Genomic DNA, 18486 nt, shown 5'->3' on the forward strand with positions numbered 1-18486 from the left:
GCCACTTCCCCTCGCAGAACCGGACCCACTACCCATGACCGATTTCGCCAGCCGTCTCAAAGCCCTGACGGCGGAACCCTCCCGCGACACGGCCGACGATCCGGCACGGCTCGCCCGCGTCGAGCGCACCCGTAGCGAGTTGTTCGGGCAGGGGGCTGCCATCCGGCAAACGCTTGAAGGCGCGCAGGCCAATCTGGCGGCCATCGCCCAGATGCTATCCGCCCGCCGGCTCAGCCGGATCGTCGTCGTTGGCTGCGGAGATTCCTGGTTTGCCGGCAAGGGAGTGCGCCATGCGCTCGAAGCGATGACGAGCCTGCCGGCGGAGGCTATCGAGGCGCTGGACTACGCCGCTTATGAAGCGGGGATTGCCGATGTCGCCACTCTGGTTATCGGCATCTCCTCGGGCGGTAACACGTCAGCGGTTATGCAGGCGCTCAGGGCTGCGTCGGAACGTGGCGCCTGCTGCATCGGCGTCTCCAATACGGCGGGCAGTCCGATTCTCACCGAGTTCGACGCGGCTTTGCAGGTCCATGCGACCCGCAAGGGCTGGCCGACACAATCCACCAACGCCACCATGGCTCTATTGATTGCGCTGGGGGCGACATTGCCGTCGGCCTCGGTGGCGCGGGACGCGATGCTGCGCGAGCTCGCCGATCTGCCGGAAATCATTGACCGGCTCTGCCTTGAGCTTGACGCCGAGCTCAAGGCATTGGCGGAGCGCTGGGCCCCCGCGGAGCTCGTGCTCTATTCCGGCCTCGGTCCGAACTTCGCGGCGGCCAGCATCGGTGCGGCGAAGCTCCGGGAACTGTCCCCGGTGCATGCCTTCGCCCTGCCTTTGGAGGAATATCACCATTACCGCACGCAAAAGGCCGGCGACCCGCTCGTCCTTGTCGCCACAGATCCGGCCAGCGCCGAGCGGGCCCTCGATACCGCGCTGGTCGCCGAGGAGGTGGGCGGGCCGCTCCTCGCCATTCTGGCGGCTCGCGCACCGGAAATCGAAAAGCGCGCCGCAGCCGTGATCCGCGTGCCCGAAACGCTGCCCGCACTGGCGGGGATGGTGTCGATCGTGCCGCTACACCTGCTCGCCTACCATTTTGCCAGGGCGCGGGCGGCTCTCGGTCTCGGCGCCGCCGTTCGGCCGCCGCTGCATTGAGGACGTTATGATACGGCTCTTTACCGCGGGCGGCATCCTCCTCGACACGGTCGTGGCGGCGGACGGGACCCTGGGCCCGCGCAGCATGGGAGGCAACGCCGTCTATTCGGCCGCCGGCGCGCGCCTCTGGCTCGACGGTGTCGGCATTGTCGGTCGCCTGCCGGAAAATTACCCTCGCGAACTGGTCGCGCAGCTGGCGGTAGCCGGTATCGACACGCAGGGGCTGCATTTCGAGGCGGAGAGCGTCGCCGAGGGCGAGTGGTTCTTCTACCGTCCCGATGGCAGCCGCGCCGACCATCTGCATGCGCCGCTTGATGAGCCGCCGCCGCATCCGCCCGGCACCCGGCTGGATGCTCGCACGCGCGGCCTTCTGGAGGAGCGCCTGCGCTTGCGTCCGGCGGCGGGGCGCGACTTCGCCAGCTTTCGGCGGAGCCACCCGGTCCGCCTTGAGGATGTCCCGGCCGCGTACCGGCAGGCACGCGCGGCCCATCTCGCGGCGAACCGACCGGACCAGCAGGTCGAGATGGCGCGGGGCCTGTCCCGCGAAGGGATCGGCCTGTCGGTTGATCCCGGCTCAAATGCCGGCATCTACCCCGCGGCCGATCTGGCGGAGCTGTTCCGCGCCGTCCGCGCCTTCCTGCCCAGCGAGAGGGAACTGGAGGCTCTCGTCCCCGGCTTCGGTCTCGCCGCGGGTCTGCTCCACGTGCAGCGTCTGGGGGCGCCGATCGTGGTGGTCAAGCTCGGTGCGCGCGGGTGCGGCCGGCTCGGGCCGGATGGGGCACTCGAAACGATGCCCGCCTTCCCGGTGGCCGCCGTCGATCCGACGGGGGCGGGAGACGCCTTCTGCGGCGGCTTCCTCGCCGGCCTCGTGCTGTTCGAGGATGTGCGCGCCGCGATCTGCCTCGGCACTGTTTCCGCCTCCTTCGCGGTGGAGGCGTTCGGGCCGTTCCACCTTCTCGACACGTCCCGGCACACCGCCCGCGCGCGCCTCACCTCCTATCTCGCCACGCTCGACCCCGCTTTGGCCGAGCCGCTTCGACCAATCTTTTCAGACCTGGATGCCGCATGAGTTTTCTTCGTTCCAGCATAGGCGACCCGTTGATCGTCGCCGCCCTGCACCTGCCGGACCTGTCGATCGATCGCGACCTCTCCCTCGCCTTCCTCGAGGACTATGTCCTCGCCAATGGGGAGGTCTTCGTCGGGGCGGGCATTCGGCGGATCATGCTGCAGGATCAGACGCGCCAGAAGGGGCCGGCCAGCGCCGAGACGATCGCCATCACCGCCGCGCTCGGGCGCGCGCTGAAGCAGGCGTATCCCGAGATATCGCTCGGCATCATCGTGCAGGCCCACGACGCGGTGGCTCCGCTTGCGATCGCCCACGCGACGGGTGCGGAGTTCGTGCGGCTCAAGGTCTTCGTTGGTGCCGCCATGACAATGGAGGGCGCGCGCGAAGCGCTTGCCACCGAGGCCCGTACTTATCGCCACCAGCTGCGCCGCGACGACATCGCCATTCTCGCCGACGTCTTCGACCGTACCAGCGTGCCTTTGATCAACGTGACGCCGGAAGAGGCCGCCAAGGGAGCGGTCAAGCTTGGTGCCGACGCGCTGGTCATTACCGGCGCGACCTTCACGGAGAGCCTCGAGCGCATAGGCGCCGCCAAACGTGCGGGCGTTCACCATCCAATCCTGATCGGTGGCAGCGTCACTGCGGAAAACATCGCTGATACGCTTGCCGTCGCCGATGGCGCGATCGTCTCCACCGCGCTCATGCGCAAGGACACCGGGCGCCACGAAAGGGTGCTCTGGGATTCCGGCAAGACGCAACAATTCATGGAGGCGGCATGTCTACGCTAGGCCCCGAACGTGACTTCGCCGGCTATCGCGGTCGCGAGCCGGCCATTCGCTGGCCAAACGGCGCCCGGCTTGCCGTCTCTGTGGTGGTCAATGTCGAGGAGGGCGCGGAACTCTCCATCGGCGCTGGCGATGAGCGCAACGAGTCGATCTACGAGGCGGTCGAGGCGACAGAGGGCGCGCGCGATCTCTGTATGGAAAGCCATTTCGAGTACGGCACCCGCGCCGGCTGGCCGCGCATCCGTAAGGCGCTCGCCGACCGAGCCATCCCCGCAACTCTGAATGCCAACGGACGCGCCCTGGCGCTCTCGCCCTGGATCGCCACTGAGGCGGTTGCGGACGGCCATGAGGTCGCCGCGCACGGCTGGCGCTGGGAGCGTCATGTTCACATGGACGAGGCGGAGGAGCGCGGGGCCATCGCCCGCTCGGTGGATGCCATTGCCGCGGCCGCGGGCACGCCACCGGTCGGCTGGCACACGCGCTCGGCCACCTCGGTGCGCACGCGTGACCTGCTCGTCGCGCATGGCGGCTTCCTTTACGATTCCAACGCCTACAATGATGACGTGCCCTATGTGGTGACAATCGCGGGGCACGATCACGTCGTGCTGCCCTACGCCTTCGACACCAATGACATGCGCTACTTCAACCGCGGCGGCTTCACCTTCGCGGAGGATTTCGCGCGCTATTGTAGCGCCGCGTTCGACCGCCTCTATGAGGAGGGCGCCACCCGGCCCCGCATGCTGTCCATCGGCCTGCATCTGCGCATCATCGGCCGGCCGGCCCGTATCGCCGGGCTGGAGATGTTCCTTGACCACGCGCTGGGCCATCCCGGCGTCTGGTTCGCGCGCCGGGACACCATCGCCCATCACTGGCGCGCCGGTCTCGGCCTGCCCGTCTGGCAGGCGCGCTCGACACCGAAGGGTTTTGCCGCGTGACGCGCGATCTCCTTGGCTATGGTGGCCAGTGGCCGGATGTTACCTGGCCCAACGGAACGAAGCTCGCCGTCTCGATCGTCATCAATTTCGAGGAGGGGGCGGAGGAGCAGGTCGGCGATGGCGACCCGCGCTCCGAACGCCTCGGTGAAGTGCTCTCGGTGGTCGAGCCGGGTCGGCGCGACTTCGGCCAGGAGCAGATCTTCGCCTATGGCATGCGCGCCGGGGTCTGGCGCGTCGCCGAATGCCTGGAGCGTGCGGCATTGCTGGCGACCATCTTCTTCTGCGGCCGCGCGGTCGAGCGGGCTCCGGAACTCGCGCGCCGGCTCGTCGATGCCGGCCATGAGGCGGCCTGTCATGGCTGGCGCTGGCGCCCGCATGCCGACTATCCGAGCCCTGAGGCCGAAAGGATCGATCTAGATCGGGCGACAGCCGCCATAGAGGCCGCGACCGGCGTGCGCCCGCTCGGCTTCTTTTGTCGCGGCTCGGAAAGCCCCTGGACGCGCCAGATCCTTGCCGAGCGTGGGTATGTCTACACCTCGAACGGCCTCGACGACGACCTCCCGTATTGCGATGCCCATACGGCGCTGCTGGTCGTTCCCTATGCGTTCGACAGCAACGACATGAAGTTCTTCCACCCCAACGGCTTCGTGCGGGCGGACGAGATGGTCGACTATGTTGTCGACGCGCTCGACGTACTGGAAGCGGAGGCTCAGCGCGGCCATGCGCGCTTACTGAATATCGGCTTCCATCTGCGCATTGTTGGCCGGCCGGCACGGTTCAAGGCCTTCCAGGCCATCATCCGGGAGCTGAAGCGGCGCGAGAGCCGCCTCTGGGTGGCCCGCCGCATCGACATCGCACGCGCCTTCCAAGCCGCGACGGACCGGGGTGACATACCGTGAAGCCCATTCTCCTCATCAATCCCAATACCAATGCCGGCATCACCGCCGCAATGCTGGACATTGCCCGCGAGAGCCTGCCGGACGCCCGCGTCGAAGGGCTGACGGCGCGGTTTGGCGCGCCGCTCATCACCGACGAGACCGCGCTTGCCGAAGCCGGGCGCGCCGTTCTCGATCTTGCCCAGCACATCGGCAAGGCGGCAGGCGTCATCGTTGCTGCCTTTGGCGATCCCGGGCTCGCGGCCCTGCGGGCGCGGATAGCCCTGCCAATTACCGGGCTGGCGGAAGCCGGAATGGCCGAAGCCGGGGAGGGTGGGCGCCGCTTCGCGGTAGTCACCACCACGCCCGACCTTGTCGCCGCGATCGCGCGTTCCGCACAGGCGTATGGCCATGGTCCGGCCTTCCTCGGCACCTTTCTAACACCGGGTGACCCGCGCGACGTGATGGCGGTGCCCGACCGGCTCGTCGAAGCACTGGCCGAGGCCTGTAGCCGCGCGGTCAAGGTGGGTGCCGAGGCGGTCGTCATCGGCGGTGGCCCGCTGGCTGTCGCCGCGCGCGCACTTGCGGGTAAACGCGATGTGCGGCTGGTCGAGCCGCTGCCGTCCGCCCTGCGTCTCGCCCATAGACGTGCCATGATGGCGGAGAGCCTCGCATGACTACCACTCTCCTGCGTGCCGACCACGTGCTTCTGGGCTTTGCCGCCGATGGAAGCCCCGACTGGCTCCGCGATGCGGGCCTGCTCATCGAGGACGGGCAGGTCCGTGAAATTGGCGACGGACCTGCTCTTGCGCGTGCCCATGCCGATGCTGCGGCTCTCGGGGGGCGGGGCTTCGTCGCGATCCCGGGCCTGATCAACGCCCATCATCATGTTGGCTTAACGCCGTTCCAGCTTGGCTCACCGGACCATCCGCTGGAACTGTGGTTCGCCAGCAGGCTGGGCTTGCGCGATGTCGATATGCGGCTCGACACGCTCTATTCCGCCTTTGAGATGATCGCCTCGGGTGTCACCACGGTCCAGCACCTGCATTCGCGCGTGCCGGGCGGGCTCGATGCGGTGCTGGCGACGGCCGAGCGGGTTATCGGTGCCTATGGCGAGATCGGTATGCGCGCCTCCTACTCGTTCGCGCTGCGCGATCAGAACCGGCTGGTCTACGAGGCGGACGAGGCCTTCCTCGCCCGGATTCCGCCGGAGCTGCGGCCCGGGCTCGCCGCCTATTTCGCACGTTTTGCGCAGCCCCTCTCCGACCAGATCGAAGTGTTCCGCGAATTGCGGCGCCGCTACGCCGACAACGGGCGCATCGCCATCCAGATCGCGCCCTCCAATCTGCATTGGCTCTCCGACGCCGCGCTGGCGAGCGCTGCCGAGATCGCCGCCGAGACGGGCGCGCCGATGCATATGCACCTGCTCGAGACGCCCTACCAGAAGGCTTACGCCCTGAAGCGCACCGGCGGCTCCGCGCTCGCCCACATCCATCGTTTCGGGCTGACCGGTCCGCATCTCACCCTCGGCCACGGCGTATGGATGAGCGAGGAGGATATGGAGATCTGCGCCCATACCGGCACGCGCATCTGCCACAACTGCTCATCCAATCTGCGGCTGAAGAGCGGCACCGCGCCGGTCAACCGCTTCAGAGCGCACGGCATTCCCGTTGCTCTGGGCATTGACGAGGCGGGGATCAACGACGACCGCGACATGCTGCAAGAGATGCGCCTCGCCCTGCGCTTGCATCGTCAGCCCGGCATCGACAGTTCCCAACCGAGCGCGGCGGACGTCCTGCGCATGGCCACAGAGCATGGCGCGGGAACGACGCCTTTCGGCAACTATATCGGCCAGCTGCGCCCAGGCAGCGCGGCCGATATCGTGCTGCTCGACTGGGACCGCCTTGTCTATCCCTATCAAGACCCCGACCTCGCCCTGCAGGACGTGCTCGTCTACCGCGCGCAGCGCGAGTGCGTGGACACGGTGGTGGTTGGAGGCGAGGTCATCTACACCAAAGGCACTTTCACCCGGATCGACCGGGCGGAGACTCTGGCAGAGATCCACCGGCGCCTGAAGGTGACGCCCACCTCGGAGGAACTCGACCGGCGGCGTCTCGCAGCACAGTTATTGCCCCATGTGCGTGCGTTCTATGATGGCTATATCGACGGTCTATTGTGAGGGCTGCGAGACGCGGACGGCCTTACCACGAGCCGCCTGAAATCGCAGGCCGGCGCTGTGAAACCGCTATGGCGCGGGCTTCCGCGCTGGTGCATCTTGGTTCGGCTGGCTGGAACGGTCCAGACCCCCGCTTCAAGGTCAATCTCGTGCCATGTGGCGGCGCGGAGTTCGCCGGGGCGAAGCGCCAGCAGGGCCAGCAGCTTCAGGCCTGCGACCGTCGTCTCCTGTCCCTTCGTCCAGCGATAGATGGCCGCCATAAGCTCGCCAAGCCGCTTCGGGCGCGCGATGGCGGCGCGGTGCTTGGTCGTCGGTGCGACAAGCGCGCCTCGCAGATCGTCGCAATGCCCCGAAGGTGCTGGCTGCGGCCGCGACAGACGCCGCGATAGCGGCCGTGTCGGCTTGTTTGTTGGCTCCGGGGTCTACCCCCGAGGCCAACAACCTCTTGGCCTCGTCCCGAAGCCGCCGCGCATCCGCCAGCGAAAGGAGCGGATAGGGCCCATGGGTGAGCTTCTTCTGTTTGCCCGCGAATCGGTAGGCCTGCTGCCAGGCCCGGGCGCCCTCGGGCTTCACGAAGAGATCGAGGCCGCCACCGTCGGAAAGTGTTTACTCGCCTTCCCGGCCCTTCGCCGTCCGGCACTCGGCATCTGACAAGGCCATGTTCGCCATCCCTGTGGATGGCTGGGATCCCGAAAACATGGGCGGCAGGCCAACAACAAGACCAACAACAAGGCCAGCAAATTCGCGGGATGGGGTGGCTCTGGCTGATCCCGGCCGGGACAGCGAGCGGAGGCTGGAGATGGGATCATCCAGCAATTGCGATGGATAGGCGAAGGGTTTGGGAAATTCTGAGCCGCCCCGGAAACGGGGGAGTGGCTCCCTGAGCAGGACTCGAACCTGCGACCATTCGATTAACAGTCGAACGCTCTACCAACTGAGCTATCAGGGACCGGAGGCGCCGAGCGCCTCGGAGGTGGGCGATATAGCAACGTGGTTCCCATTTGTGAAGCGGGAACCGCGTGCCCATGTGGATAACCTTGTCAGGCGCTGAGCCGCTGCTCCTGTCCGGCGAACTGAAGCTGGTGGAAATTGAAGTAGCGGCCGCGCCGCGCGATCAGCTCGTCGTGGCGCCCGCTCTCGCTTACGCGGCCCTGATCGACCACGCAGATCCGGTCGGCATTGACCACGGTCTGCAGGCGATGGGCGATGACGATGGTGGTGCGGTTCATCTGCAGCTGGCGCAGCGCGCGCTGCACTTCCGCTTCCGATTCGCTATCGAGCGCGGCGGTGGCCTCGTCCAGCAGCAGGATCGGCGCGTCCTTCAGGAAGGCGCGGGCGATGGCGATGCGCTGGCGCTGGCCGCCGGAGAGCTGCGTGCCCTGCTCGCCGACCTGGCTGCCATAGCCGTCCGCGAAGCCGCTGATGAAGTCGTGGGCGTGCGCGGCGCGGGCGGCGGCGATGATTTCCTCATCGGTGGCACCCGGCCGGCCGGCGGCGATGTTGTCGCGGATCGTGCCGGAGAACAGGAACACGTCCTGGCTCACGAAGCCGATGGCATTGCGCAGCGAGCGATAGGTAACCTGCGTGATGTCCTGGCCGTCGACGCAGATGCTGCCCGATTCCAGCTCGTAGAAGCGCTCCAGCAGGCTCATCACCGTGCTCTTGCCGCCACCTGACGGGCCGACCAGCGCGGTGGTACGGCCTCCCTCGGCAACAAAGCTGAGGCCGCGCAGCACCGGCTCTCCCTCGCGGTAGCCGAAATGGACGTCCTTGAACTCGATGCTGCCGCCCGCAAGCTTGAGATCCGTCACGCCCGGCGGGTCAACCTCCACCGCCTTGCGGTCGAGGATCTCGAACAGCATCCGCGCGCCGAGCAACTGGGGCGTGATATCGATATTGAGGCGCGCGAGCCGCTTGGCCGGCTCATAGCTGAGCAGCAGCGCGGTGATGACCGAGAAGAACTCGCCCGGCGTGCGCCCGCCATGCAGCACGCCCCAGCCGGCATACATGATGACCAGGCCGACGGCGACGCCGCCCAGCGCTTCCATCAGCGGGCCGGACTGCGACTGCGCGCGGATCATGCGGTTGGAGGCCTTCTCCAGCCCGTCGATGCGCCCGTAGATCTTGGTGCGCATGTTGTCCTCCATGGTGAAGGACTTGACGGTGCGGATGCCCTGGAAGGCTTCGAGCGATTCGGTCATGATCTGCACGGCCGAGTGGAACTCGCGCTGGAAGATCTTCTGCACCTTGCGGATGAGGCTGCGCACGCCGCCGACCGCGATGGGCATCACCAGCAGGCCGATGAGCGCCATGAACGGATCCTGCGCGATCATCACGGCGGTAAGGCCGATCACCGAGAGGAAATCGCGGCCGATGCTGGTGATCAGGAGGTTCAGCACGTTGCGCGCGGCCTGGGCGCCGTTGCTGAAGCGCAACATGATCTCGGCGGTGTGGCTGCCGCTGAAATAGGCCACGTCCTGCGTCAGCAACCGGTTCAGCACGCGCTTCTGGTTGTCGGCGACGATGCGGTTGCCCACGCGCGAGAGCGAGACCGCCTGGCCGTAGGTGGCGAAGCCCTTGGTGATGCTCAGCGCCAGCACGGCGCCGGAAAGAATCCAGACGGCTGCCGAATTCTGCTGCACGAAGATGCGGTTGACCACGTCGCCCATGAGATAGGCGAGGCCGGACGTGGTTCCCGCCATGATGCCCATGAAGACGAAGGAAATGGCATAGCCCTTCCAGTGCCGGCGTCCGTCAGTCATTATCAGCCGCCGGATCGTGTCCCGGGTCTCGGGGCTGATTATGTTACGGAAGGCATTGGCCAGCTTGGTCGGCACCATCAGGCAGTTCCCTTGATATCGAGCGGCATCGTGAAAATACGGCACCTGCATGCACGCGTGCATCTGCGGCCGCCCCCCGGCGCGGCATCATCAACGACGTTCGGGGTGCGTTGTCAAACGTCGGCACGTCGCGGCCCGGCCCTGGCATGGCAGGCGACACGTGCCGCCGGCGACCTCCTGAAACAGGCCGCCGGCGGCACGCGCGTGAACTGGAGGCCACGGAGGGAATCGAACCCCCGTACGCGGATTTGCAGTCCGCTGCGTAACCACTCCGCCACGTGGCCGTCCGGGGCGACGATGCGTCGTCATCCGGATGACCGGGGCGCCTCATAACAGAGCCGTCCGGGATCGGCAACGGACCTTGCGCGGTTCTCGGCGGTTCTCCCGCGCGAGTTGGGGATGGCGCGCCACCGGGCGCGGGGTTCAAAAGGCGAGCGACGCCGGGACGCGCGCCGCGAATCCGTGGCGAGCCGCGAGGGAAACGTTGGGCCGAGCCGGCTGGGGCACCGCGTCTTGTCAGGGCAGGTCGAAGGCCGGGCGTTGCGCCCCGGTATCGAAGGCCGGTATCGAAGGGAAGGCCGGTATCGAAGGCTTGCATTGCGCGCGCGCGTGCCGCAATTCTGCTGCGGATTTTTACCCGTGCCGCGCTCCAGTGCCTTTGGGGAGCGGTGGGTGCAGCATCGAGGTTGTCCCCGAATGATCGATTTCGCTGAGATGCGTCGCGCCATGGTCGACGCGCAGGTGCGTGCCAACGATGTCACCGACCTTCGCATCGTCGCCGCCATGATGGAGACCCCGCGCGAGCGCTTCGTGCCCGCCGGGCTGCGCAACTTCGCCTATATCGACGATGACCTGCTGGTGAAGGAGGGCAACCCCTCGCGCTACCTCATGGAGCCGATGGTGCTGGCCAAGCTGCTGCAGGCGGCGGAGATCGGGCCGGACGCGCTGGTGCTGGATGTCGGCGCCGCCTCCGGCTACTCGACCGCCGTGCTGGCCAAGCTGGCCGGCCAGGTAGTGGCGCTGGAGGAAGATGCCGAGCTTGCCGCGCAAGGGTCCGCCGTGCTGGTCGATCTCGGTCTGCTCAACGCCGCCTATGTGCAGGGGCCGATGACGGCCGGCTGGCCGGCCGAGGCTCCCTACGACGTGATTCTGCTCAACGGCTCGGTCGATTCGGCCCCGGATACGCTGCTCGCGCAGCTCAAGCCGGGCGGGCGGCTGGTTGCCGTGGTCGGCCGGGGACGTGCCGGGCGTGCGACTGTGTTTACCAAAACCACAGGTAGTATTGGCGGCCGTGTCGTGTTTGATGCCGCCGTGCCCACCTTGCCGGGCTTCGAAGCGCGTTTAAGCTTTGTGTTTTGAAGGGTTTAGTACCCCTCTGTGGCTGATCTGCCGCGTGTGCGATTAAATCGACGCGTGGGCCGGGCCAAAGGTTCACAGTTCGTTACCGACCACATATTCTACCACCGTGTGAAAATGAACTGAGAGTCGCCCAGGGCAGGCGGCTCCGCATCGAACTAGCGTTCGCAGGGGTTTGGATGATGTGGCTGTCAGCTGCCGGGGGCAGGGTCTTTGCGTGCGCAGCGGTCGTATGTCTTGTGGGAATTTCCCATCCTGCCCGGTCTCAGTCTCTCGATGAGGCATTGGCGGCAGCCTACAAGAACAATCCGACGCTGAACTCGCAGCGCGCCGCAACGCGCGCGACCGACGAATACGTGCCGATCGCTCTGGCGGGGTATCGCCCGCAGATCTTCGGTACGGCTTATTATGGAACGCAGTGGAGCGAGAGTAAGGTGGGGAGCTCCACGCTGACGTCTCAGAACGTCAGCGGAACCACTCACTCAACACTCTGGCCGTATGGCGTCGGCGTGACGATCAGTCAGACCATCTATGATGGCCTGAAGACGGCGAACTCGGTTCGCAGCGCCGAATCGCAGGTCCGTGGCCAGCGAGAGCTGCTTCGCAACACCGAGCAGCTCGTGCTGCTCGACGCGGCGACCGCCTACATGAACGTGCTGCAGAACTCCGCGCTGCTGGAACTGCAGAAGCAGAACCTGCAGGCCCTGCGCGAGGAACTTCGCGCGGCCCGGGACCGTTTCTCGGTGGGTGAGATCACCCGCACCGATGTCGCCCAGGCCGAGGCGTCCGTCGCCACGGCGCAGAGCGAACTGGCTCTGGCCGAATCGAACCTCAACACCTCGCAGGCCGTGTTCTTCCAGGTGATCGGCCTGCGCCCGAACAAGCTGTCGCCGGGCCGCCCGATCGACGGCCTGCTGCCCAAGACGCTGCCGCTGGCGGTGGAGACCGGCATCGGCAAGCATCCCGCCATCAAGTCGGCGCAGTTCGCCGTCGATGCGGGACTGTCCAACGTCAAGGTGGCCGAGGCGGCGCTTTCGCCGACGCTTACCCTCAATGGGCAGGCCTCCTCGGACTATAACAGCCAGTCCTATGTCCAGCGGACGACCTCCGCCGCGGCCACGCTGAACCTCAACGTGCCGATCTATCAGGGCGGCGCGGAGTATGCGAACATTCGGCAGACCAAGGAAACGCTCGGCCAGCTGCGCATCGAGGTGGATGTCAACCGCGAGCAGGTTCGCGCCAATATTGTCCAGTACTGGGGCGCCTTGCAGGCCTCCAAGGCGGCCATCGAATCGGCTCAGGCTTCCGTTGCGGCGAACGAGATCGCGTTGCGCGGCGTGCGCGAGGAATGGCGCGTCGGCCAGCGCACCACGCTCGACGTGCTGAACGCGCAGACCGCGCTGTTCAACGCCCGCGCAAGCCTGGTCACGGCCCAGCGCGACCGCGTGGTCGCCTCCTACGCCGTGCTGTCGGCGACGGGCGACCTCAATGCGGCCCGGCTCGGGCTGAAGATTGCCACCTACAATCCCAAGGTTCACTACGAGCAGGTTCGCGACGCCTGGGTTGGCGTGCGCACCCCCGGCGGCGATTGAGCCACCGGCCCGGTAGCGGGCGTCTTTGCGAGACGGCATTCGCGAGACACGAAAAGGGGCGGCGATGAGCCGCCCCTTTTTCATGCGGATCTGTCTGTCGTCTCGGTGTTCCCTGGCATTCCCGGCCATAGGCAGACCTGTGTGCACGGGGCGGGCAGGGCGCGCAGGAAGTCTTCCGTCGGATGCCGGGCGCCGCGTCTCCTGCCTCGCGTCTCCTGCCTCGCGTCTCCAGCGCCGCGCCTCCGAGCGCACTTGTCGTGCATCATGTCCGCGCGGGGCGATGGAACCTGTGTGTGGGGTTGCTCTTCTTCAAAATGACCGCCGGCCTGCGCGTGGCGCCATGCTATAGGCGGTGTCATATTTACGAAGCGTTCACGAGTGATTCGTGCGGGTCGCGCAGTTTTTGAGACGGCGGCGTGGCGATTCGAGACTGGATTTTGGACATGTCGGCGAATGCACGGGCCAGTGAGCCGTCGATGGAGGAAATACTCGCCTCCATCCGGCGCATCATCTCGGACGATGTTGCCGGTGACCCACCTTCCGCGCCGGCTGAATCGTCGCGGGTCGAGATGGCCATGAGTTCCCGTTCGCGCGCTACCGAGCTGCCGCGTGAGGAGGGGGAGCCGTCCGGCGATGCGCTCGCGCCGGAACAGGCACCGGCCTCCTGGGGCGAGGAGGCCCATTCGGTTTCGTCCGCCGATGATCTGGCCTATGCGTCTCTCGAAAACGAGCCGGTCGTCGATGCCTTCGACCCGCGCCATGGCTCGTTTGCGACCGACGGGTTTGCCGGATTGCCGGACGCGCCCGATGCCGTGGATGCGGCGGTGTCATCTCGTGTCGGCGAGGGCTCGCTGGTGCCGTCGGGCGCAGCGGTAAAGGATGAGCGTCGTTCTGCTTTCGTGCCCCGCGCCGCGGACGGCCTGACTGATATTCCGGCGTCGCTGCGCGCCGCCTTCGCCATGATTGAAGCTACATCCGTTCCGGAGACCGTCGACATGCAGGTGCCTGCCAAGCCCGTCCCCGTCTCGTCGCGTGCATATGCCGCCGAGTCGGCGGAAGACAATCGCGCGCCCGAGGCCAACGCGGGCAGCCGCTTCGCCGAGCCCCGCTTCGCTCCCTCGCTGCGTTCGGTCGCCGCCGAGGCGTCGGTCGCCGAGGGCAACTCGCGACTGGTGTCGAACATCACCACGGCTGCGGTCTCCAACGCCTTCGGCACGCTGGCGCGCACGGTGGCGTCGAATTCGCGCTCGGTGGACGACCTCGTCGCCGAGGCGGTCCGCCCGATGCTCAAGGCATGGCTGGACGAGAACCTGCCGGCCCTGGTCGAGCGGCTGGTGCGGGCCGAGATCGAGCGCGTCACCCGCCAGGGTCAGTGATCCCACTTTGATGACGGGCGCGCCGGCGGCTTTTCCTCCGGTTCGCTTGTGCTCGACCTGCCGCGTGCGGGTCCGCGGCCCTCATCGGGCGCTTTACCGGCCGTCGCGGATGGGTTGACGGTTTGGCGTGTTGACTTGCAGCCAAGGCTCCGCTTTGTCTCGCACCTGTTCAATTTGAGGTGCCGGAGCCATCATGCTCGACAACAGGTTCGATCCCGCCGCCGTGGAAGACCGCATCTACCGCACATGGGTGGAGGCCGATGCGTTCAAGGCGGGTCGACCCGAGCGGGTAGGTGCCGATCCCTACTGCATCGTCATCCCGCCGCCCAACGTCACCGGCTCGCTCCATATGGGGCACGCGCTCAACAACACACTGCAGGACATTCTCTGCCGCTTCGAGCGCATGCGCGGCAAGGACGTGCTGTGGCAGGTGGGCACCGACCACGCCGGCATCGCCACCCAGATGGTGGTCGAGCGCCAGCTCGCCGAGCGCCAGCTGCCCGGACGGCGGGACATGGGGCGCGGCCCCTTCGTCGAGCGCGTCTGGGCGTGGAAGGACGAATCCGGCGGCACCATCATCAACCAGCTGAAGAAGCTGGGCGCCTCCTGCGACTGGTCGCGCGAGCGCTTCACCATGGACGAGGGCCTCTCGCGCGCCGTCGTCAAGGTGTTCGTGCAGCTCTACAAGGAAGGGCTGATCTACAAGGACAAGCGCCTTGTGAACTGGGACCCGAAGTTCCAGTCGGCCATTTCTGATCTTGAGGTGCTGCAGGTCGAGGTGAAGGGCCACCTCTGGCACCTGCGCTACCCGCTCGCCGATGGCGTCACCTATCAGCATCCCATCGCCTTCGATGAGGATGGCCAGCCCTTCGAATTCGAGACGCGCGACTATATCGTCGTCGCCACCACGCGGCCCGAGACCATGCTGGGCGACACGGCGGTCGCCGTGCACCCCGAGGATCCGCGCTATCAGGGCCTGGTCGCGGCGGGGGCGAAGGTGCGCCTGCCGCTGGTCGGCCGGCTCATTCCCATCGTCGCCGACGCCTATTCCGACCCGACAAAGGGCACCGGCGCGGTCAAGATCACCCCGGCGCACGATTTCAACGACTTCGAGGTCGGCCGCCGGCATGCGCTGGCGATGATCAACGTGCTCGACGCCGAAGCGCGCCTGACGCTGAAGGACAATGCCGAATTCCTCGACGGCGTCGCGGCCGGCCCGGAACTCGACATCGCGCTGGCGCTGGACGGCCAGAGCCGCGAGGCCGCGCGCAAGGCCGTGGTCGCGCTGTTCGAGGAGCGCGGGCTGGTCGACAGGATCGAGCCGCACACCAACATGGTGCCCCATGGCGACCGCTCCAACGTGGTCATCGAGCCGTGGCTGACCGACCAGTGGTATGTGGACGCGCACACGCTGGCCCAGCCGGCGCTGGCCGCCGTGCGCGAGGGCCGCACGTCCTTCGTGCCGAAGAACTGGGAGAAGACCTATTTCGACTGGCTGGAGAACATCCAGCCCTGGTGCGTCTCGCGGCAGCTGTGGTGGGGCCACCAGATCCCGGCCTGGTACGGGCCGGATGGCACGGTGTTCGTCGAGGAGACCGAGGAGGCGGCCGTCGCCAGCGCACTCGCGCACTGCGTGCAGGCCGGCATCATCACGGACGCCGAGGCCCGCGAACTGGCGGGCGATCCTTCGAGGCGCGCGGCGCTGATCACCCGCGACGAGGACGTGCTCGACACCTGGTTCTCCTCGGCCCTGTGGCCCTTCTCCACGCTGGGCTGGCCGGACGAGACGGCGGAGGTGGCGCGCTTCTACCCGACATCGGTGCTGATCACCGGCTTTGACATCATCTTCTTCTGGGTCGCCCGGATGATGATGATGGGCCTGCATTTCATGCCCGAGGTGCCGTTCAAGGACGTCTACATCCACGCCCTCGTCCGCGACGAGAAGGGCGCCAAGATGTCGAAGTCCAAGGGCAACGTCATCGATCCCCTGTCGCTGGTCGACCAGTACGGCGCCGATGCGCTGCGCTTCACGCTGGCCGCGATGGCCGCTCAGGGGCGCGACATCAAGCTCGCGACCTCGCGTGTCGAGGGCTACCGCAACTTCGCGACCAAGCTGTGGAATGCCGCCCGCTTCGCCGAGATGAACGAGTGCCGGCGCGACCCGGCCTTCGATCCGCGCAATGCGGAATCGACGCTCAACCGCTGGATCGTCAGCGAGACCCAGAAGGCCGGCGCCGAGATCACCGCGGCGCTGGAAGCCTACAAGTTCAACGAGGCGGCCGGCGCGGCCTATCGCTTCGTGTGGAACATCTTCTGCGACTGGTATCTCGAACTCGCCAAGCCGGTATTCATGAGCGAGGGGGCCGGCTGGAAGGACGAGACGCGGGCCACCACCGCCTTCGTGCTCGACGAGATCCTCAAGCTGCTGCACCCGTTCATGCCCTTCCTCACCGAGGAATTGTGGGCGCGCACCGCCGAGACCGGCACGCCGCGCGCGGGGCTGCTGGTGCTGGCTCCGTGGTCGAGCCTCGCGGGGCTGGAAGCGCCGGAGGCCGAGGCGGAGATCGGCTGGCTGATCGAGCTGGTGACGGAGATCCGCTCCGTCCGCGCCGAGATGAACGTGCCGGCCGGCGCGCAGATCCCGCTTGTTCTGGTGGGCGCCAGCGAGGAGGCGAAGGCCCGCATCGTCGTCTGGCACGACGTGCTGCTGCGCCTGGCGCGGTTGTCCGGCGTCGCGTTCGAGATGGAGGCCCCGGCCGGCTCGGTGCAGGTGGTGGTGCGCAGCGAGACGGCGGCGCTGCCGCTGGCCGGCATCATCGACATGGACGCGGAAGCCGCGCGCCTCGCCAAGGAACTGGCCAAGGCGATGGACGACGTCGCCAAGGTCGATGCCAAGCTCGGCAATGCCGACTTCATCAAGCGGGCGCCGGAAGAGGTGATCGAGGAGCAGCGCGAGCGTCGCGAGACGGCGCAGGCACGCGCCGCGCGCATTCGCGAGGCGCTGGCCCGGCTCGGCAAGGCAGCCTGAGTTGGGCGGCGGGGGCCGGCTGGGCAAGGCAGCCTGAGACGGGCGGGTACTGGAGCCGGGAGCGGCGGAGAATCGACGATGCCGTTCATCGAGAGCTTCAACGCGGGCGATTTCTTCGCGACGCTGGTCAGCCTGCTCGCCGCGTTCGGACTGGGCACGCTGATCGGCGCCGAGCGCCAGTATCGCCAGCGCACGGCGGGGCTGCGCACCAACGTGCTGGTGGCGATCGGCGCCTGCCAGTTCGTCGACATGGCGATGCACCTGGCCGGCCCGGACGGGGCGGTGCGTGTGGTCGCCTATGTCGTCTCGGGCATCGGCTTCCTGGGTGCCGGCGTCATCATGAAGGAGGGCGCGAATATTCGCGGCCTCAACACGGCGGCGACGCTGTGGTGCTCGGCGGCGGTGGGCGCCTGCGCCGGCGCGGACCTCATCGCGCAGGCCGTGCTGCTGACGGCCTTCGTGCTGGCTGGCAATACCATGCTGCGCCCGCTGGTCTCGGCGCTGGAGCGTATCCCGCGCTCGGAGGAGGAGACCGAGGCGACCTATGGCGTCATCGTGGTGACGCGCGCCGACCCCGCGGAACTGCGGGGCAAGCTCGCGGCATTGCTGGAAAAGGCGCAGTTCCCGGTCGATGTGATCGAGCCGGACGAGCGCGCGGATGGCTCGTTCGAGCTGCGGGCGACGCTGGTCAACACCTCGGTGCGCATTTCCGAGCTTGATGCGGTCATCTCCCGCATCCGCCATCTGCCCGAGGTCGTCTCCGCCACCTGGACGCGCAGCGCCGCCGACTGAACGAGCCCCCTGCCTCGGCGGAGAGGCGAGGGGAGGGTCAGGCGCCGGGCGGCGTGGTGCTGCCCGACGCCGTGCCGGCGGATGGATCGGTCAGCCCGGCCCGCGCGAGCCGCTGCTCCATGCGGTCCAGCTCGGCGCGCAGGCGCTCGATGACGTCGGCGGCTTCCGAAAGCTCGTCCTCCACCTTGTCGCGGCGGAACTGATCGAGATGGGCGGCCATGGCCCGCAGGCGTTCGACGATATTTCCGCTCGACATGTCCGTCTCCCCGAGTTCCGCCCCGCCGGGCGCAGAGTTTCCGCGTGATGTGGCTCCCGGTTCGCATCGCGAAAACGCGTGGAAACCGGGATCGCAAAGGCTTCCGCGGCCGCCGGCAATCGGCGTCTCGATGACGGGCGGGCCGGTGGACATCTAAGAAATCTCCTATCGCGGATTTGTGACTCGTCGGCAACACCGTCATGCATTCGCAACCATGTTCCGAAGCGTCGTCCGCCATGCCGTGAAGCCGCCACAA

16 protein-coding genes and 2 tRNA genes are annotated in these 18486 nt (G+C 67.2%); 13 read left to right on the forward strand and 5 right to left on the reverse strand.

The features are described from left to right. Nucleotides 1–34: 34 nt before the first annotated feature. Genes FHS55_RS04850 through FHS55_RS04880 form a run of 7 tightly spaced genes read left to right on the forward strand, consistent with a single transcriptional unit; the run spans nucleotide 35 to nucleotide 6993 of the window. Nucleotides 35–1153, forward strand: coding sequence for an SIS domain-containing protein (locus tag FHS55_RS04850; protein ID WP_183188488.1), 1119 nt, complete (start codon nucleotides 35–37; stop codon nucleotides 1151–1153). Between the two features lie 7 nt (nucleotides 1154–1160). After that, a complete protein-coding gene (locus FHS55_RS04855; protein ID WP_183188489.1) occupies nucleotides 1161–2222 on the forward strand; it encodes a carbohydrate kinase family protein in 1062 nt (353 codons plus the stop codon). Nucleotides 2223–2251: 29 nt separating this feature from the next. Next, nucleotides 2252–3007, forward strand: a complete 756-nt coding sequence (locus FHS55_RS04860) for a BtpA/SgcQ family protein (RefSeq protein ID WP_210286830.1) — start codon at nucleotides 2252–2254, stop codon at nucleotides 3005–3007. Continuing rightward, nucleotides 2995–3939, forward strand: a complete 945-nt coding sequence (locus tag FHS55_RS04865; protein WP_183188491.1) for a polysaccharide deacetylase family protein — start codon at nucleotides 2995–2997, stop codon at nucleotides 3937–3939. The genes FHS55_RS04860 and FHS55_RS04865 overlap by 13 nt, the downstream gene beginning before the upstream one ends. After that, the gene (locus FHS55_RS04870; RefSeq protein ID WP_183188492.1) at nucleotides 3936–4838 is read left to right on the forward strand and encodes a polysaccharide deacetylase family protein; all 903 of its coding nucleotides are present in this window, start codon (nucleotides 3936–3938) and stop codon (nucleotides 4836–4838) included. Before FHS55_RS04865 ends, FHS55_RS04870 begins: the two co-directional genes overlap by 4 nt. Beyond that, on the forward strand, nucleotides 4835–5491 hold the full coding sequence (locus tag FHS55_RS04875; RefSeq protein WP_210286831.1) for an aspartate/glutamate racemase family protein: 657 nt from the start codon (nucleotides 4835–4837) through the stop codon (nucleotides 5489–5491). The genes FHS55_RS04870 and FHS55_RS04875 overlap by 4 nt, the downstream gene beginning before the upstream one ends. A gap of 26 nt (nucleotides 5492–5517) precedes the next feature. Then, complete coding sequence (locus FHS55_RS04880; RefSeq protein WP_343055975.1) at nucleotides 5518–6993, forward strand: amidohydrolase family protein; 1476 nt, start codon at nucleotides 5518–5520, stop codon at nucleotides 6991–6993. 138 nt (nucleotides 6994–7131) lie between these two features. On the opposite strand, the gene FHS55_RS04885 is transcribed toward FHS55_RS04880, so the two are convergent. Beyond that, on the reverse strand, nucleotides 7132–7563 hold the full coding sequence (locus FHS55_RS04885) for an Arm DNA-binding domain-containing protein (RefSeq protein ID WP_343055976.1): 432 nt from the start codon (nucleotides 7561–7563) through the stop codon (nucleotides 7132–7134). Between FHS55_RS04885 and FHS55_RS23360 the strand changes: the two genes are divergently transcribed. Next, on the forward strand, nucleotides 7492–7641 hold the full coding sequence (locus FHS55_RS23360; RefSeq protein WP_246339882.1) for a hypothetical protein: 150 nt from the start codon (nucleotides 7492–7494) through the stop codon (nucleotides 7639–7641). The genes FHS55_RS04885 and FHS55_RS23360 overlap by 72 nt on opposite strands. Before the next feature lie 222 nt (nucleotides 7642–7863). Here FHS55_RS23360 and FHS55_RS04890 read toward each other — a convergent pair. The 3 genes from FHS55_RS04890 to FHS55_RS04900 form a co-directional block, all read right to left on the reverse strand. Further along, nucleotides 7864–7939, reverse strand: a tRNA-Asn gene (locus tag FHS55_RS04890). A gap of 91 nt (nucleotides 7940–8030) precedes the next feature. Beyond that, nucleotides 8031–9830: an ABC transporter ATP-binding protein gene (locus FHS55_RS04895; RefSeq protein WP_183188494.1), complete on the reverse strand. Its 1800-nt coding sequence runs from the start codon at nucleotides 9828–9830 to the stop codon at nucleotides 8031–8033. 210 nt (nucleotides 9831–10040) lie between these two features. Next, nucleotides 10041–10114, reverse strand: a tRNA-Cys gene (locus tag FHS55_RS04900). 412 nt (nucleotides 10115–10526) lie between these two features. Between FHS55_RS04900 and FHS55_RS04905 the strand changes: the two genes are divergently transcribed. From FHS55_RS04905 to FHS55_RS04930, 5 genes are all read left to right on the forward strand, one after another. Continuing rightward, complete coding sequence (locus FHS55_RS04905) at nucleotides 10527–11189, forward strand: protein-L-isoaspartate O-methyltransferase family protein (RefSeq protein ID WP_183188495.1); 663 nt, start codon at nucleotides 10527–10529, stop codon at nucleotides 11187–11189. A 179-nt stretch (nucleotides 11190–11368) separates the two neighbouring features. Further along, on the forward strand, nucleotides 11369–12778 hold the full coding sequence (locus tag FHS55_RS04910) for a TolC family outer membrane protein (RefSeq protein WP_183188662.1): 1410 nt from the start codon (nucleotides 11369–11371) through the stop codon (nucleotides 12776–12778). A 416-nt stretch (nucleotides 12779–13194) separates the two neighbouring features. Beyond that, nucleotides 13195–14154 (forward strand): DUF2497 domain-containing protein, encoded by a 960-nt coding sequence (locus FHS55_RS23365; RefSeq protein WP_425485773.1) that lies wholly within the window; start codon nucleotides 13195–13197, stop codon nucleotides 14152–14154. A 193-nt stretch (nucleotides 14155–14347) separates the two neighbouring features. Beyond that, on the forward strand, nucleotides 14348–17182 hold the full coding sequence (locus FHS55_RS04925; protein WP_183188496.1) for a valine--tRNA ligase: 2835 nt from the start codon (nucleotides 14348–14350) through the stop codon (nucleotides 17180–17182). A 78-nt stretch (nucleotides 17183–17260) separates the two neighbouring features. Further along, nucleotides 17261–17974, forward strand: coding sequence for an MgtC/SapB family protein (locus tag FHS55_RS04930; RefSeq protein WP_183188497.1), 714 nt, complete (start codon nucleotides 17261–17263; stop codon nucleotides 17972–17974). Nucleotides 17975–18011: 37 nt separating this feature from the next. On the opposite strand, the gene FHS55_RS04935 is transcribed toward FHS55_RS04930, so the two are convergent. Further along, nucleotides 18012–18230, reverse strand: coding sequence for a hypothetical protein (locus FHS55_RS04935; protein ID WP_183188671.1), 219 nt, complete (start codon nucleotides 18228–18230; stop codon nucleotides 18012–18014). Nucleotides 18231–18486 lie beyond the last annotated feature (256 nt).

It is taken from the genome of Ancylobacter tetraedralis (assembly GCF_014195655.1).
Lineage (GTDB): Bacteria > Pseudomonadota > Alphaproteobacteria > Rhizobiales > Xanthobacteraceae > Ancylobacter > Ancylobacter tetraedralis.